Annotated in this window: 17 protein-coding genes and 1 pseudogene; 7 read left to right on the forward strand and 11 right to left on the reverse strand. The window is 64.4% G+C overall.

Features of this window, described 5'->3' with window-relative positions; all coding sequences use genetic code 11:
* Positions 1-351: 351 nt before the first annotated feature.
* The 6 genes from A4X16_RS05810 to A4X16_RS18230 are packed head-to-tail and all read right to left on the reverse strand — an operon-like array spanning position 352 to position 5,693.
* Complete coding sequence (locus A4X16_RS05810) at positions 352-1,713, reverse strand: M20 family metallopeptidase (protein WP_067117792.1); 1,362 nt, start codon at positions 1,711-1,713, stop codon at positions 352-354.
* Entirely contained in the window at positions 1,706-2,836 is a 1,131-nt protein-coding gene (locus A4X16_RS05815; RefSeq protein WP_197491783.1) for a branched-chain amino acid ABC transporter permease, read from the reverse strand. The genes A4X16_RS05810 and A4X16_RS05815 overlap by 8 nt, the downstream gene beginning before the upstream one ends.
* Positions 2,752-3,624 carry a branched-chain amino acid ABC transporter permease gene (locus tag A4X16_RS05820; RefSeq protein WP_067117799.1) on the reverse strand — a complete coding sequence of 291 codons (873 nt, stop codon included), beginning with the start codon at positions 3,622-3,624 and terminating at the stop codon, positions 2,752-2,754. Before A4X16_RS05820 ends, A4X16_RS05815 begins: the two co-directional genes overlap by 85 nt.
* Positions 3,617-4,375, reverse strand: a complete 759-nt coding sequence (locus A4X16_RS05825; protein WP_067117801.1) for an ABC transporter ATP-binding protein — start codon at positions 4,373-4,375, stop codon at positions 3,617-3,619. Before A4X16_RS05825 ends, A4X16_RS05820 begins: the two co-directional genes overlap by 8 nt.
* Positions 4,372-5,058, reverse strand: coding sequence for an ATP-binding cassette domain-containing protein (locus tag A4X16_RS17400; RefSeq protein ID WP_331709741.1), 687 nt, complete (start codon positions 5,056-5,058; stop codon positions 4,372-4,374). Before A4X16_RS17400 ends, A4X16_RS05825 begins: the two co-directional genes overlap by 4 nt.
* The gene (locus A4X16_RS18230; protein ID WP_082914317.1) at positions 5,055-5,693 is read right to left on the reverse strand and encodes a TetR family transcriptional regulator; all 639 of its coding nucleotides are present in this window, start codon (positions 5,691-5,693) and stop codon (positions 5,055-5,057) included. The genes A4X16_RS17400 and A4X16_RS18230 overlap by 4 nt, the downstream gene beginning before the upstream one ends.
* Between A4X16_RS18230 and A4X16_RS18235 the strand changes: the two genes are divergently transcribed.
* The 5 genes from A4X16_RS18235 to A4X16_RS05860 all read left to right on the forward strand — a co-directional run bounded on the left by A4X16_RS18235 (position 5,578) and on the right by A4X16_RS05860 (position 8,433).
* Positions 5,578-5,910, forward strand: coding sequence for a nucleoside-diphosphate sugar epimerase (locus A4X16_RS18235; RefSeq protein WP_231880285.1), 333 nt, complete (start codon positions 5,578-5,580; stop codon positions 5,908-5,910). The genes A4X16_RS18230 and A4X16_RS18235 overlap by 116 nt on opposite strands.
* Positions 5,911-5,930: 20 nt before the next feature.
* Positions 5,931-6,152 carry a hypothetical protein gene (locus tag A4X16_RS05845; RefSeq protein ID WP_067117811.1) on the forward strand — a complete coding sequence of 74 codons (222 nt, stop codon included), beginning with the start codon at positions 5,931-5,933 and terminating at the stop codon, positions 6,150-6,152.
* A gap of 244 nt (positions 6,153-6,396) precedes the next feature.
* Positions 6,397-7,563: a glutathione-independent formaldehyde dehydrogenase gene (locus tag A4X16_RS05850; RefSeq protein ID WP_067117889.1), complete on the forward strand. Its 1,167-nt coding sequence runs from the start codon at positions 6,397-6,399 to the stop codon at positions 7,561-7,563.
* A gap of 1 nt (position 7,564) precedes the next feature.
* Positions 7,565-8,134 carry a type 1 glutamine amidotransferase domain-containing protein gene (locus A4X16_RS05855; protein WP_067117815.1) on the forward strand — a complete coding sequence of 190 codons (570 nt, stop codon included), beginning with the start codon at positions 7,565-7,567 and terminating at the stop codon, positions 8,132-8,134.
* On the forward strand, positions 8,131-8,433 hold the full coding sequence (locus tag A4X16_RS05860) for a putative quinol monooxygenase (RefSeq protein ID WP_012397129.1): 303 nt from the start codon (positions 8,131-8,133) through the stop codon (positions 8,431-8,433). The genes A4X16_RS05855 and A4X16_RS05860 overlap by 4 nt, the downstream gene beginning before the upstream one ends.
* 831 nt (positions 8,434-9,264) lie before the next feature.
* On the opposite strand, the gene A4X16_RS05865 is transcribed toward A4X16_RS05860, so the two are convergent.
* The 3 genes and pseudogenes from A4X16_RS05865 to A4X16_RS17415 form a co-directional block, all read right to left on the reverse strand.
* Positions 9,265-10,502 (reverse strand): IS3 family transposase gene (locus A4X16_RS05865; protein WP_113681858.1). Its coding sequence is split into 2 segments (ribosomal slippage): positions 9,265-10,217 and positions 10,217-10,502, totalling 1,239 coding nucleotides; the frame shifts between segments, so codons are not numbered across the junction.
* 46 nt (positions 10,503-10,548) lie between these two features.
* Positions 10,549-11,453: pseudogene (locus A4X16_RS17410) on the reverse strand (IS3 family transposase); the annotation flags it as partial.
* Between the two features lie 198 nt (positions 11,454-11,651).
* Positions 11,652-11,831: a hypothetical protein gene (locus A4X16_RS17415; RefSeq protein WP_082914313.1), complete on the reverse strand. Its 180-nt coding sequence runs from the start codon at positions 11,829-11,831 to the stop codon at positions 11,652-11,654.
* Positions 11,832-11,951: 120 nt separating this feature from the next.
* Between A4X16_RS17415 and A4X16_RS05885 the strand changes: the two genes are divergently transcribed.
* Together A4X16_RS05885 and A4X16_RS05890 are read left to right on the forward strand one after the other, a co-directional pair.
* Complete coding sequence (locus A4X16_RS05885; protein WP_067117892.1) at positions 11,952-12,287, forward strand: DUF7882 family protein; 336 nt, start codon at positions 11,952-11,954, stop codon at positions 12,285-12,287.
* 55 nt (positions 12,288-12,342) lie between these two features.
* The gene (locus tag A4X16_RS05890; RefSeq protein WP_067117824.1) at positions 12,343-12,618 is read left to right on the forward strand and encodes a hypothetical protein; all 276 of its coding nucleotides are present in this window, start codon (positions 12,343-12,345) and stop codon (positions 12,616-12,618) included.
* On the opposite strand, the gene A4X16_RS05895 is transcribed toward A4X16_RS05890, so the two are convergent.
* Positions 12,615-12,944 (reverse strand): DUF7882 family protein, encoded by a 330-nt coding sequence (locus tag A4X16_RS05895; protein ID WP_067117827.1) that lies wholly within the window; start codon positions 12,942-12,944, stop codon positions 12,615-12,617. The genes A4X16_RS05890 and A4X16_RS05895 overlap by 4 nt on opposite strands.
* A 644-nt stretch (positions 12,945-13,588) precedes the next feature.
* Positions 13,589-14,530 carry a GlxA family transcriptional regulator gene (locus A4X16_RS05900; RefSeq protein WP_067117830.1) on the reverse strand — a complete coding sequence of 314 codons (942 nt, stop codon included), beginning with the start codon at positions 14,528-14,530 and terminating at the stop codon, positions 13,589-13,591.
* Positions 14,531-14,532 lie beyond the last annotated feature (2 nt).

The raw sequence follows: 14,532 nt of genomic DNA on the forward strand, positions 1-14,532 counted from the left end.
AGCTGTTCGCCTCGGGATGCAGTCGTCCTCCACGGCTCGATGCTACCCGCGGCTCGATAGCGGGCCCCGTCACGCTCGGAGCGAGAACGAGCTCTCTACTAAGTCGGACAAGCTTTGCGAAGGAGGCCTCGGCTGGAGCGGCGCATCACGACATGTGCTCGCAACTCCAGGAGTCCCTAGGGCAGCACGCCCAGGACCCCTCCAGTCCCTCTCAGAGCGAGAACTAGCGCCACGCGAACAACCCATCACGATCTATCCGCAGCCGCACCGCCGAGTGCAGGCGTGGGTGCACTCGGGTGGGCGCAGTCCGACGTGAGTCATGCCGAAGGGGATGGGCGGAGAATGGGTTTCTCAGCTCGTGCCGACCTCCGCCAGACCGCAGAACGCCAAGGCGGTCAGCGCGTACGTCTTGGCGGCGACCACGAGCTGTTCGATCGGCACGTACTCATCTTCGGCGTGCGCGGTGTTGCCGACGCCGGGGCCGTACATGACGCCCTGGAGGCCTCTCGCGTCCATCCAGGTGATGTCGCACAGTCCAAAGAAGCCGCTGAGTTCCGGTAGGCGCGATTCATCGATAGCGCCGAGCGCAGCGCTGTGCGCCGAGGTCAATGCCGGAAGCAGCGGATGATCCGGGCTCAAGGTGTACGGCGCCCACAAGAGCTTCCACTCGAAGATCGGCGTGTGCTCACGCAGCCAGGGGTCCAATGCGCATGCGCTTCGAACGGCATGTTCGATCTCGGCGATGACGTCCTCGTTGGTCCGCGCGGGGTTGTGAGTCACGGAGTACTCGACGGTCAAGGTGTCGGCGAGCGCAAACGGCACCTTGAAGCCGGTGGGATGCGCGTCGAGCACCGCCGGGAGGATGCTGAAGTGGCCCGGAACGTAGTGGGGGTGCCGGTCGTGCTGCGCCCACTGATCTTCGAGGTTCCGGAGGGCTTGGTAGACGACCCAGAACTTGTCAACAGTGTTCACCCCCAAGGTCTCGCCATCGAGGGTGGGGTGCAGCGCACGTCCGCGCAGGCTCGAATGCGCCGCCTTTCCTTCGAACGAGAGCGAGAACCAGAGCCCACCCGCGCTGACGGTTGCGAGCTTGGGTGTCGTTCCGTCATAGCTGGTGGGCTCCACAATCACTGCGGCATCGGCTGTGTACCCGGCGTCCAGGGCAGCGCTCGTGCCGTATTGGTGATCGCCCGTTTCTTCTCCGACCACGGCTTGGAGGACGACATCTCCTTTGAGCTTGACGCCGGCCCTCTTCAGAGCCAATGCCGCGAATGCGGCCGCCACGACCCCGCCCTTGTCGTCGGTGGCACCTCTGCCATGCACGTCGGTGTCCGTGACGAGACCTGAGAACGGATCGCGGCTCCACTTGCTCGCGTTCGCCGGAACGACGTCCACGTGTCCGTTGAACAGGATCGACGGTCCTCCACCGGCGCCGACGATGCGGCCGCAGGCGTTGTCTCGGTCCGCTTCGACCGTCACGATCTCGACATCCGCTCCGGACGAGCGGTAAAGATCGGCGAGCAGAGCACTCACCTCGCTCTCGCGACCGATATGGTCGGTGTAGTTCTGGCCGGGGTACCGAGGGTTGACGCTGGGAATCTGTACGGCCTCGGCAAGGGTCTGCACCAACGCCGGCGTCAGTTCGTCGACGGCGGCAAGAACCGTCGACACCGCCTGGCTACGGGCGCTGTGGTGGCTGTTGGCCTCAGACATTTTTTTCTCCTTCGGTGGCGTTGGCCGTTACAGGGGTGTTCGCAATGGCTGTGTCCCTCGATCGCTGATATCTAACCGGCGCTCCAGGAACGAGTCGGCGCAGTCCGACGGCACCGCGCTCCATCAGTCCAGCGATTCCGCGAGGAAGGAATATCAGCACCAGGATCGTGCCCCCACCAATGATGATCTGACGCCACGATCCGAGGTCGGACAGTTGACGGTCGATGAGCGTCACGACGATCGCTCCGACGACCGGACCCCATATATGTCCGGTGCCACCGAGGAAGATCATGCTCAACCCGAGGGTCACGAATCCGAAACTGAAGAGCGAAGTGTCGGCCACCCGGAAATACGAAACGTACAGAGCGCCCGAAACGCCAGCGATACCGCCGCTGAGCACGAAGGCGAGCATCTGCTGACGGACGCGGCTGATCCCTCGGCTCACCGCGAACTGCTCGTTATCGCGGAGCGCGACGAGGCTCCGACCGAAGCTGCTCCGCAACACCGAGTCGAGGGCGATGAGAAGGAGGGCCACCGCGAATCCTACGAGCCAGAGGTAACCGAGACCTCCGAACTCGTGAAGGGAGAAGGAACCGATCCCGAGCGAGCGCAGACCTGGAAGTCCGCTCGATCCACCAGTGAGGCCGGGGACAGCAAGGATGAGGTAGTAACACAGCTGCACGAACACGAAGGTGATTAGGGCGATATAGATCCCTCGCATCCGCACTACAGGCAGATAGGCGAGTGCGCCGGCGGCCGATCCGACGGCGCCGCCGAGCAACAGCCCCGCCCAGGCGTCCCATCCCCACGAGACGACTGAGATCGCCGCCGCGTACCCGCCCAAACCGAAGAAGCCGACGTGCGCGAAGTTGAAGATGCCGCTGATCCCCAGGGTGAGGTTCCAACTCGCCGCGAGAAGCGCATACAGCAGTGCCGTGATGGCGACGAGCCTGCTCGACGCCGAGGTCACCAGGTATGGCAGGGCGGCCGCCGCCGTCAGGAGCCCGAGGTATGAGCCGTAGCGAATGATCAGCCGATTCATGCGGTTCGTCCTTTGATCAGACCCTCTGGCTTCACCAGCATGACTACTACCAGCACAATGAATACGACCACAGGGCTCCACTGTAAGCCGAAGAAGTACGTCGTACTCGCCTCCAGCACGCCGATCGTGAACGCGCCAATGATGGTCCCGAGAAGTGAAGTGGATCCTCCAAAGACGAGCACGACGAAGGCCGTGAGGAGAGGCGCAAATCCCTTTGCGGGCGTAATCGTCGTCGTCGTTCCGTAAATGAGCGCGGCGGCCGCAGCGAGAACAGCGGCAATGATGAAAACCGCGGCGTAGACACGCTTCGGTTGGATCCCAACGAGGAGCGCCATCTGACGGTTCTGCTCCACCGCGCGGATGCTCGCGCCCCACTCCGTTCGCTTGAGGATCACCATAAGGCCGAGTATCAGCACCATTGCGAGCCCGAATCCGATCACGCTGGTGGCAGCGAGTGGGATGCTGCCGAGACGGAAGACGACGTCCGATACGGGCGCGATCTGCCGGTTCTGCGGACCGAAGACGAGCTGGGCGGCTCCCTCGACCATGCTCGCGACGGCCAGGGTCGATACCATCACGAGGAGGGTTCCGTTGTGGCGCTGGAGCAACGGCCGAACGGCGACGAACTCGAGGAGAATGCCGAACACCGCGAGCAACGGCACGGCGGCAATGAAGGCCACCAGCACCGGTAGGCCGACCTGCGCGCTCAAGGCCCAGATCAGATAAGCCCCAACCACGAGCATCGCGCCGTGCGCGTAGTTGAAAACACCCAGCGTGGACCAGATCAGTGACAAGCCGCTCGCCAGCAGGGAGTACAGCGAACCCAGGACGAGTGCCGACACGGCGATGGCGAGAAGCGCGTCAGCCACGATGGCCTCCCTCCGCCGCGGGGCGATTGTGGTTGTCGCCGGTTCCCATATACATGTCCATTACTTCTTGGTCGCTCGGACGTTCTGCCGCCGTACCGTTGCCCGCCACTCGCCCAGACTCGACCAAGTACCACCGGTCGGTGAGTTCAAACAGGAAGTCGACGTCGCCGTCCGCGACTAGCAATGCCAACCCGGTGGCACGTACCGATCGGAGAGCTGCCAGGATCTCCGCCCGCACCTTCGGTGCGAGACCCAGGGTAGGTTCGTCCAGGATGAGCAGTCGGGGCTTGGCCATGAGGCCCATACCGATCGCCACCATCTGACGTTCTCCCCCGGATAAAGTGCCGACGAGCTGGTCGCGCCTGTCTGCGAGCTTGGGGAACAGCTCGCGCACGAACTCGAGAGTCTCGCTCCGCGTGGCTTTCGAGTTCGGTGAGCGGCTCGCGAGCACGAGGTTCTCGGTGACGTTGAGCCGCGAGAACAGGCTGCTGCCCTGCGGGATCTGCGAGAGACCGTGTCTAACGATGCTCGCAGGTGATGTGTTCGTGATCTCAGTTCCGCCGAAATGGACGGTGCCACTCGTCGCGCGGAGCAGGCCGGATACCGCGCTGAGGAGGGTCGTCTTGCCGTGTCCGTTCGGGCCGAGCAGAGCGACGGCTTCACCAGCACCGACTGACAACGAGACTCCGCGGACAATGGTGACCCGACCGTACCCCGTGGTGAGCCCGGCGACCTCGAGGACGTCGCTCACGTTCCGTGCCCCTGACCGAGATATGCCTCGATGACCGCTGGGTCGCTCAGAACCGAGCTGGGCGGGCCCTCTGCGAGGATCCGCCCAGCCGACATGATCAGCATGCGAGGGGCAACGGCGCGGAGCAGGCTCAGTACATGCTCGATGATGAGAAGGGTCACACCCGTATCGCGTAGCCGTCCCAGCAATGCGACAAGATCGGCCTGATCGTCGTCATCGAGGCCACCGGCCGGTTCGTCGAGCATGAGCAGTTTTGGCCCAGCGACGAGGGCGCTCGCGATCATGAGCTTCTTCTTCACGATCAGCGGAACATCCGACGCTCGTGCAGCGCCGTACGCTCCGATACCTGTCGTTTCGAGAGCCGCTGCTGCCTCAGCGGACAGGGAGTTCCGCCTACCATCGCTCGAGGTCCGCAGGTATGCGGCAGCGACCAGCACATTCTCTTCGACGGTCATCGTGCCAAACAATTGCTCAGCCTGGAATGTGCGGCGCAACCCCCTGCGGCTGATGCGATTCGCATGCAGATTGTCGACGCGACGACCTTCGAAGCGCACTGTTCCCGCGCTGGGCCCGAACGGTAGCCGCTGGGGGTGTTGGAGACGTGGGCGAGGGCGTCGAGCCAGGTGCGGTCGATGGCGGGTGTGCGGCTGCCGGCGGGTGTGCGGCTGCCGGCGTCTGTTCAGGCGAGTAAGGTTCTGAACTCGTCAATGGTGGCGTCGAGAAGCTCTATGAAGGTGCGTGTCTCGAGTTGCGTAGTCCAGGCGCCATAAGCGATGTAAAAGACGGCGGTTCCGGTTTGCGCTGCGAGAGCGGCGGCGATCGCCGCGGTCCCACGGACGGTAAGGGCGGCGCCCAGAGCATTGGTCAGGGAGGCGCGTTTGAGCGACTCGCGTTCTAACAGGCCGGGGCTGGAGTCGATGATCTGCTGTCTGGTTCGGGACCACAAACGCCGTTCCTCCGGGAAGAACTCAGCCCCGCCGCGGAGGGCGTCTTCAATGAGAGCCATCGGCGTTGTTGCTGTCGAGACGGCCAGGGCGTCGAGGAAGTAGGCCTGGTACGCGGCCTGATCGACGAACAGGACCTCGCGTTTGTCGGCGAAATAGCGGAAGAACGTGCGCTCAGTGACCCCCGCTGCGTGGGCGATGTCACCCACCGTGACATCGTCGAACCCGCGCTCGAGGAAGAGGTCGATGGCGGCGTTCTTGAGTCTTCCTTCCGCGTCTGCAGTCCACCGCTCTGACGCCGCTCGCCTTGTCCGGCTCGCCCTCGAGCAGGCTCCGGCGGGCGCCCGCCTGCACGCGGTTGCCGAAGAGGCCATCCCGACGCGGGTGATCGCGGAGGCCATTGCGGATGCGCTCGGTGTGAAGACCGCATCGATCGACCCCGCAGATGCCGTCGACCATTTCGGGTTCATCGGAGGGTTCTTCTCCGCGAACATGACCGCCTCCAGCACCGCGACACGGGACGCTTACGGCTGGACCCCGACGGGGCCGACGCTCGTCGAGGACATCGCGAACGGGGCATACACGAAATGACTCCCCCACCGCGGTGGAAGATGGCGATCATTACCTGGATCGCTATCTACCCGATCATCACCACTCTGCTGCTGATCCTCGGGCCGATCATCCTCGGCCACCTCCCCATCCCCATCGTGACGCTGATCCTGTCCGTCACGCTCGTCCTGCTCATGACGTTCGTCGTCATGCCACTGCTCACACGAGCCTTCCGACCATGGCTTCAGCAGCAACCGACAAGGCGCCAGACCGCGGAAAACTGACGCAGCGAAGAGGCTGTTCGATAGACCGCTTGACGGGCTGCGTTAGGAGGGTTGAGCTCCCCGCCGCAAACGATCGTTTACGGTGCACTCGCGATAGAGGCCACGGATCGCGCCGAAAACGCACATCAAAACGTGGTTTCGGTGGGCGTTCACTGCCTCGCGAAGGGCTGGCGTTGTCAAGGCCCTACCAGCAGGCTATCGAGGCCAGCAGGCTATCGAGCAACACCATTTGATCGGAGTGGACATGAAAGCAGTAGTGTACGAGGGACCCCGTCAGGTCAGCACGAAGGACGTCCCGGACGCGAAGATCGAGCGACCCACCGATGTGCTGGTCAGGGTAACGACGACGAACATCTGCGGCTCGGACCTCCACATGTACGAGGGGCGGACCTCCTTCGAGGTAGGCCGGACGTTCGGTCACGAGAACATGGGGGAGGTCATCGAGGTCGGTAGTGGCGTGGAGAAGGTCAGAGTCGGAGATCGGGTTGTGCTCCCGTTCAACATCTCGTGCGGATTCTGTAAGAACTGCGAACGCGGCCTGACCAACTACTGTCTCACCACCCAGCCCGAACCATCGTTCGCCGGTGCGGCCTATGGGTTCGCCGACATGGGTCCCTATGGCGGTGGCCAAGCGGAATTGCTCCGTGTGCCTTTCGGTGACCACAACGCGCTGCGCCTGGGCGAGGATGCGGAGGAGAGGGAGAACGACTACGTCATGCTCTCTGACATCTTCCCCACCGGCTACCACGCCACCGAGATGGCCGGCGTAGTACCCGGCGACAGCGTTGTGATTGCGGGGGCGGGTCCGGTCGGATTGATGGCCGCCCTGTCCGCGATGATCAAGGGCGCAGCAAAGGTGATGGTGGTGGATCGCCACCCTGACCGGCTCGCGCTGGCCGAGCAGATCGGCGCGATTGCCATCGACGATTCCAAGGTCGACCCCGTGCAAGCTGTTCTCGACGAGACGATGGGGCTCGGAGCTGACCGTGGCTGCGAATGCGTGGGCTACCAGGCCCACGATCCCCAGGGCAACGAGGACACGGCCGCCACCCTGAACATGCTCATTAACTCGGTCCGCTTCACCGGAGGAATCGGCACCGTTGGCGTGTTCGTCCCCCAGGACCCTGGAGGCAAGGATGACCTCGCCAGGCAGGGAAAGGCGGCCATCGATTTCGGCACGCACTGGTTCAAGGGGCAGACCATGGGTAGCGGTCAGGCCCCCGTCAAGCGGTACAACCGCCAGCTGCGGGACTTGATCGCCGCCGGCAAGGCGACCCCCTCGTGGATCGTCTCCCACGAGATCTCGCTGGACCAAGCCGCCGATGCCTACAAGAACTTCGACGCCCGGTCCAAGGGTTGGACCAAGGTTCTCATCAAGCCCGGGATGTCGACCGAGAAGAAGGCGAACTGATATGACCGAGACGCTGCAGGGCAGGAGAGTTGCCATCCTCGCCGCCGACGGGGTCGAGCGAGTCGAGCTCGAGAAGCCCCGCGAGGCGCTGGAGCAGGCTGGTGCACAGACCGAGGTTCTGTCGATTCATGACGGTGAGATTCAGGCGCGTGAGAACGATCTGGATGCAGCAGGGACGTTCACCGTTGATGGGTTGGTCGCGCACGCCTCTGTCACCGACTATGATGCTCTGCTTCTCCCCGGGGGTACGGTGAACCCCGACCAACTCCGGGTTGACCCCGACGCGGTCTCCTTTGTCCGCGAGTTCGTCGAAAGCGGCAAGCCCGTTGCGGCGATCTGTCACGGTCCGTGGACGCTGATCGAGGCCGGTGTGGTCGAAGGTCGCACCTTGACGTCCTTCCCGAGCATCCGCACGGACCTGCGCAATGCCGGTGCGGACGTCGTCGACCAGGACGTCGTGGTGGACGGGAACCTGATCACCAGCCGCTCGCCCGATGACATGCCTGCGTTCTGCGAGACGATCGTGGCGAAATTTGCGAGAAATTCGACCCAGGAAGAGGTGATGTCATGAGCGTGACAAAGGGACTGCTTGTCAGGTTGGAGGCCCTGCCCGGCAAGGAAGACGAGGTCCAGGAATTTCTCGGTATCGGGCGCGGGCTCGTCGAGGAGGAACCGGCCACCGTCGCATGGTTCGCGATCCGTCTGGGCCCATCCTCCTTCGGTATCTTCGACGTGTTCCCCGATGACGCCGGCCGCGACGCGCACCTGTCCGGCGCCGTCGCGACCGCTCTCGGCGAGCAGACCGGCAAACTGTTCAGCGAGCCTACGATCGAGAAGTTGGACGTCCTGGGCTCCAAACTCCCCGCCTGAGACCATGATCTCGTCGAGCGTCGCCGGTACCTCACCCTTGTTGGCATAGTCCACGGGTGAGGTACCGGCGACGGTGCGGCAAGTACCCGTGCGATGGTTCTACCGTCAGGATGGGGTCACGCCTGTCGTTTCCTCCAATGCCGCGGCGAGGTATCTCGCCGAAACACCGACGCCCTTGTCCGCGACGTGCGCGGGCGTGCCAGCTGCAACCACGGTCACGCCGGCGTCGCCCGCGCCGGGGCCAAGATCGATTACGTGGAGTTGCCATTCCCGGCCAGAGGGCGTACTCAGAGTACGGTCAATGTCAAGTCCGCGGCCGGTTGACGCAGAAGCACCCATCATGGGCAGATTCAGACCCGCCCGCCTGAGTCCGCTACTCGCCGGATGGCAGGAGCGCAACCCCCTAGAGGGCTACGTGAGCCGCTCGTAGGTTGATGGTCCGCGGGGCGCCCGAGTTCTAGGAGGCATCAAACCTTTCGGTCCCCGCGAAGAGCGCGTTCGTTGCGGAATAAGCTCCCCAGGCTGAAACGCAACGGACGCGCTACTACCGCCCCGACACGGTCGCAATATCAGAGGCGGTCGGATTTCGTCAATCGATTTGAGTGATGTCTTACATTTGTGGTCTAGCCACGTACTCTGTATGAGGCGCTCCGACCGATTCCACTCGGTCGTGCGTTGTGCTGGGATGAGTGACAGTGGCGCTGTGAGCGCCCGGATGCTCCTGGGGAGTTAGGCGTCGTCCTTTGACCACAAAGTTCCGGCCCCTCGTTCTGGGGACGAGGGGCCGGAACTCGTGCCAGACAGGCCACTGAATCGGCCTGACTTTCGTTCCTATCGGGAGCCTTGTCCGACAGGTGCCGGATTGGCTGATTCCTGGTCAGCGTAATACGCCTGTTCGACCTCGGCGGGTGTTCGCATGTCGAGCTCGCCGTGGAGGCGGGAGTTGTTCCACCACCACACCCATTCGAGGGTCGCGAGCTCGACCTGCTCGACGGTGCGCCAGGGCCCGCGCTGGCGGATCAGTTCGGTCTTGTAGAGGTTGTTCACGGCCTCGGCCATCGCGTTATCAAAGCTGTCGCCGACGGTCCCGGTTGAGGGGACAGCGCCGAGTTCGACGATCCTCTCGGTGTAGACCATCGCGGTGTAGTTCGACCCGTGGTCCGCGTGATGGATGAGTCCGTCGAGGCGCCCACCGGCGTTCCAGGCGGCCATGTCCAGGGCCTGCATCGGCAGGATCTCGGAGCGCAGCGTCGCCGCAACGTTCCAGCCGACGATGCGGCGGGAGTAGACATCGGTGACGAATGCGACGTAGGCGAACCCGGACCAGGTGGCGACGTAGGTGACGTCGCAGACCCAGAGCCGTCGCGGCGCTGGTGCGGTGAAGCGACGGTTCACGAGATCACTCGGCAGCACTGTGGTCGTGTCGGAGCGGGTCGTGAACACGCGCTTCGACTTGCGGACACGGCGAACCCCGGCGAGGCGCATGAGGCGTTCGGTCTGGTCGCGACCGATGTCCCAGCCTTGCCGTCGCATGAGGGCGTGCATCTTCCGGCGCCCGTAGACGCCGTAGTTCTCCGCATGCAGCCGGGCGATCTCGGGCACGAGCAGATCATCCTGCAGCTGCCGCGCGGACGGCGCGCGGCCCACCGCGGCGCGATAGCCGCGTGAGGTGAAGAATCCTCTCACCGCCGGTCGCAGGACCTGGCAGATGAGCTCGACCCCGAAACGATCCCGGTGTTCGTTGACGAACCGGATCATCTCGTCGAGGGGTGGTCGAGCTCCTTCGCGAAAAAGATGCTTGCAGCCCTGAGGATCTCGTTCGCCTTCCGCAACTCCGAGACCTCCTTCTGCAGCCGCTTGATCTCCGCCGCCGCATCCGTCGTCAACCCGGGCTTCACGCCCGCGTCGACCTCGAAGCGGCGCTGCCAGAGGCGCAGTGTCTCCGGGCTCATCCCGAGCAGCCCGGCGACGTGACGGACCGCGCTCATCATGTTCGGGTGCGACGGTCGCGTCTCCGCGAGCATCCGCAACGCCCGCTCACGCATCTCCGGCGAATACTTCCTGTTCATCGTGTTCCATCCTTGCTTGAAGAACGGAACGAAAGTCAGGCCGATTCATGTAGGACAGGCCGGTGCGGGTGCCGGCCCAGTCGGCCATCGCCTCGCTGATGAACTCCGGCCCGTTGTCCGACCTGAGCACCGCCGGGGCGCCCCGGGCGGCGACGAGGTCCTCGAGGTGGGCGGTGAGTCGGTCGGCGGTAATCGAGCGCTCCACGAGGCCGCCGATGCACTCCCGGGTGTGTTCGTCGACGATCGAGCAGATCTTGATCGGTCGGCCGTGCTCGTCGGCGTCGAACTGAAAGTCCACTGCCCACACCACGTTCGGCGCGTCCGCCGTCGGCGCGTCGACGGTCGAGGACCCGACGCGCTTGCGTCGACGCCGCTGCGGGACCCGGAGCCCTTCGTCACGCCACGGGCGTTGGATCTTCTTGTGGTTCACCACCCACCCCTCGGCGCGGGCGTCGTGATACGCCCGCCGGTACCCGTAGCGGGGATGGTCCTTCGCCCAGGCGCGCAGCCACTCCCTGAACGCCCGATCCGGGTCCGCGACCGTGTCGCCCTTGAGCGGTCGCCGATACGCGGAGCGGCTCAGCCCGACCAGACGGCACGCCATCCGTTCGCTCACCCGCAGCTTGCGCTTGAGGTGATCGACGGCGGCGCGGCGCCTGTCCGGGCTTAGAAGTTTCCCTCAGCCAGCTCCTTGAGCGCGGCCTTCTCCAGCTCCGCTTCCGCGAGCAGACGCTTCAGGGTCGCGTTCTGCTTCTCCAGCTCCTTCAGGCGCTTTGCGTCGTCGGCCTTGAGGCCGCCGTACTGGTTCCGCCACCGGTAGTACGTCTGCTCGGACACCACGAGCTCCCGGCACACCGCCGCGACGTCCTGACCGTCGGCGAGCATCCTGTCGGCCTGCCCGAGCTTACGGACGACCTGCTCCGGGGTGTGACGCTTCCTGCTGTTCGTCATGATCTGACCAGTCTCCCTGCCCGCGACCGCGGACAACAGGACGACTCTCATAACGACTGGACCTACGAAACGGGGTCAGCCCAGTTCGTTTCAGCGCGGTCGACCATACGATCATCTCTTCTCAGATCAGCCGAGCACTGCACTAGCGCTCGGTTTCTAGCGAAAACTACGCGCGGGTAGGCCTAGCGCCTACGGCGTTCAGTTTTCTTTCTCGGCGGATTCATCTTCCTCGGCATTGAAGTGAGAGGGGGAACCGGTGAAACCTGCTGCTACTCCGTCGGGATCGGCCGGAATGGTGTTGTCTTTGCCGAGCCCGCCAGGCTTGACGATGCCGTCCCGATAGTTATCGGACGTCGAGGTGTTGCTCTCTTCAGTCATCAGATCACCATTTCTGCCGCGTGCGTTGGGAGAAAGAAAGCGTACCGGGTCGTCCGATTTGGGCAGACGACGAGGGGCGTGTGCGGGATACTGGTGATGCACCCGGCAGGAAGGTCGATCATGGGTAAGTTCACGTACGAGGGCGGTCAGAAGGTCGAGATCGAGGACCGTGCTCTGACTCATGTGCAGCTCGTCATCACGGCAAAGTTGCGTCGCGGGGAGCCGTTCCCGTTCACCTGGCGGGAAGATGTCAGCATCGGTGGCGGCCGGACGACGGTGTGGATCCACCCGGGCAGCAACCTCGTGTTCAAGTACGGGAGCCGCACACCCCCGGTCAATCGCGCGTGGATAGATGCGTTGGCGTTCACGGCGAACTCGCCGTCCGGCCTCTACATGGTCCCGGAGCCAGCGGAGGGCACCAGGCTGGAACAGGACCTGGAGCCTGCCTCAAAGTAGCCCGCTGGCGCAACCCCTTTCGGTGACGGAGCGGGGTCCTCGTAAGGTGCTCTCTATGCATGAGCGGACGGTGGACCAGACTCACGTCTGCATCGACGGCTCTCGTTTCGTGCTTTCCCCGTCGCAGGACGTGGACGCGTTATGCGAGCAGCTGGAAGCTGCCGTGGCGGGGGCGGGATTGGTCGTGCGGTTCACGACGATGGAGGGCCGTCAGGTGAGAGCGTTGATCACGCCGCGTAGCCGGGTGCTGATCACCGATGAGAGCGTGATGTACGAGTCGGACGACGCGGTGCTGTCGCTGGGCGCGTCCGGGAACTGGGATCTGCTCTAGGCGTTGCTGGCCTCGAGCTCGGTCGTTTCCAGGACCTCGTCGACGAGCATGATCCCGCCGCTGGAGTTCGCGGTGTGCATCAGCTGCTCTGCCCACTTCACGTTGATCTGGGGTGCCTCGGGTTCATCGAACACGAACCGCAGCGGGATCGAGGGGTGAACCCAGATCGTGGAGCGCCCGCCGGGCTCTCCTTCGGGGTGCTTCCAGGACAGAGTGAACGACTCGTTGCGGCGCAGCTTGGTTGCGATGACGATCTTCAGGTGTGCGAGAGCACGGTCCTCGATATGGATCGCATCATCGGATGCCCCGTAGTGAAGAGTCGCCATAAGCTCACCCTAGCGGCAACCGAGACCGGTGCCGTACGCAATCGCGCCGTCGAAAACCAGCGTGTGTCAGGCGGTTCCTGACCAGGGGCACCGTGTTCCGCGCGTCGGGACGGAGGTGGGTGATCGGGCGGCTGCTGAAGACTCTGGGGGAGGGAGAGCAACCGCCCGACCGCGTCGAAGATACCGGTCCCCAGGAAGGTACCCCCACCCATCGATGTCGCAGACGCGAAGCAACAGTCCCACCTTTTCCGGCTCTTCCCAGATGAAGGTGTAGGTCGGCCGGGCGCGTCGGTCCGCAGATAGACGTCGAGGTCTCCCGACGATGGAGGTTCCTACGCCATCCATCCGAAAGACCTCGACGTGCCCGACGCTACCCCGCCGGCCGGCTTCGGCCGCCCTGACCTAACCGCCTTCGCGGCTCATCCCAATCGGCTCTGATCGGGTCTGCTGACCCTCTCGACGAGAACGCAGCGACATCACAGCCACCCAACCCCGACCGTCCGGGAAGCCGGGGCACGTCACATGGGCTGTGCTGCGGGCGTGTCGAGTGGGTAGTCCAGGGGCGACGCAGGAGCGTCGACGCGACGTGCTGAGAGGTGGTTCCAACCGAGCGCTAGGACACAAGCTACAGGCATGGCGATAGGTCAGGAACGGCGTCGCTCCCTGCGCAGGAGGGAGCGCAGAGTCTCGGCGTTTGCGTAGCCGACCCGTAGCGCGATCTCGGCGGAGGTGAGGTCCGTGGTTGCTGAGAGGTGTCGAGCTCGTTCGGTGCGAAGCCGTTGGACGAAGCCGAGCGGAGTGAGGTTGAGCGCCGCACGGACTCGTCGTTCGAGGGTGCGCCGGCTGGTGCCGAGCGACTGCGCGACGAAGGCGACGTTGAACGGTTCGTCCAGGCGGGCGCGCACGAAGCGTTCGAACTCGACGACGATCGGGTCCTCGTGCCGGAGATGTTCGTAGGCGACGAAAGCCGCCTGCGACGGGCGCTCGTCGATGATGAGGAGCTTGGCGACATGTTGGGCCAGGTCGGGGCTGATCGATCGCACGAGTGAGAGCGCGAGGTCGATGTGGGCGAAGGCGGCGCCGGCGGTGACGAGGTTCCCGTCGACCACGACCATGGTGTCGAGATCGAGGGCGACGGTCGGATAGCGCTTCCGGAACTCCGGCCCCAGGAACCAGCTGGTCGTCGCCCGCCGATGATGCATCCGTCCTGTCTCGGCGACGGCGAACACGCCGGTGCACGCCGCGGCGATCCGGGTGGTCGCGTCGTCGAGGCGCCCGAGTGAGGCGATGACCGAACGAGCATCTCGACTCTGGAGGGCGTCGTGGGTCGCGGCGGCCGTGAGGGTTCCAAGCGCAGGGACGACGACCACGTCGAACTCTCCGGACTCCGGCAGCGGGTGGTCCACCGACAGGGTCATCGATGCCGTCGTGGTCACTCGCCGTTTCGGTCCGAGGATGGCGAGTTCGATCGGGTCGATCCGCGGGTCGACATCGCCGCGGGCTCCGTCGGCCACCCGCACGATGTCGATGATCGACGCGATAGCCGAACCGAAGCAGCCGTCGATCACGATCAGTCCGATACGCATGA

The organism is Microbacterium sp. H83 (assembly GCF_001650405.1).
Lineage (GTDB): Bacteria > Actinomycetota > Actinomycetes > Actinomycetales > Microbacteriaceae > Microbacterium.

Excerpts from the sequence above, each read along its gene's own strand:
- A4X16_RS05810 (WP_067117792.1), bottom strand. The coding sequence starts at position 1,713 with ATGTCTGAGGCCAACAGCCACCACAGCGCCCGTAGCCAGGCGGTGTCG.
- A4X16_RS18230 (WP_082914317.1), bottom strand. The coding sequence starts at position 5,693 with ATGGCCTCTTCGGCAACCGCGTGCAGGCGGGCGCCCGCCGGAGCCTGC.
- A4X16_RS05845 (WP_067117811.1), top strand. The coding sequence starts at position 5,931 with ATGGCGATCATTACCTGGATCGCTATCTACCCGATCATCACCACTCTG.
- A4X16_RS05850 (WP_067117889.1), top strand. The coding sequence starts at position 6,397 with ATGAAAGCAGTAGTGTACGAGGGACCCCGTCAGGTCAGCACGAAGGAC.
- A4X16_RS05855 (WP_067117815.1), top strand. The coding sequence starts at position 7,565 with ATGACCGAGACGCTGCAGGGCAGGAGAGTTGCCATCCTCGCCGCCGAC.
- A4X16_RS05860 (WP_012397129.1), top strand. The coding sequence starts at position 8,131 with ATGAGCGTGACAAAGGGACTGCTTGTCAGGTTGGAGGCCCTGCCCGGC.
- A4X16_RS17415 (WP_082914313.1), bottom strand. The coding sequence starts at position 11,831 with ATGACTGAAGAGAGCAACACCTCGACGTCCGATAACTATCGGGACGGC.
- A4X16_RS05885 (WP_067117892.1), top strand. The coding sequence starts at position 11,952 with ATGGGTAAGTTCACGTACGAGGGCGGTCAGAAGGTCGAGATCGAGGAC.
- A4X16_RS05890 (WP_067117824.1), top strand. The coding sequence starts at position 12,343 with ATGCATGAGCGGACGGTGGACCAGACTCACGTCTGCATCGACGGCTCT.
- A4X16_RS05895 (WP_067117827.1), bottom strand. The coding sequence starts at position 12,944 with ATGGCGACTCTTCACTACGGGGCATCCGATGATGCGATCCATATCGAG.
- A4X16_RS05900 (WP_067117830.1), bottom strand. The coding sequence starts at position 14,530 with ATGCGTATCGGACTGATCGTGATCGACGGCTGCTTCGGTTCGGCTATC.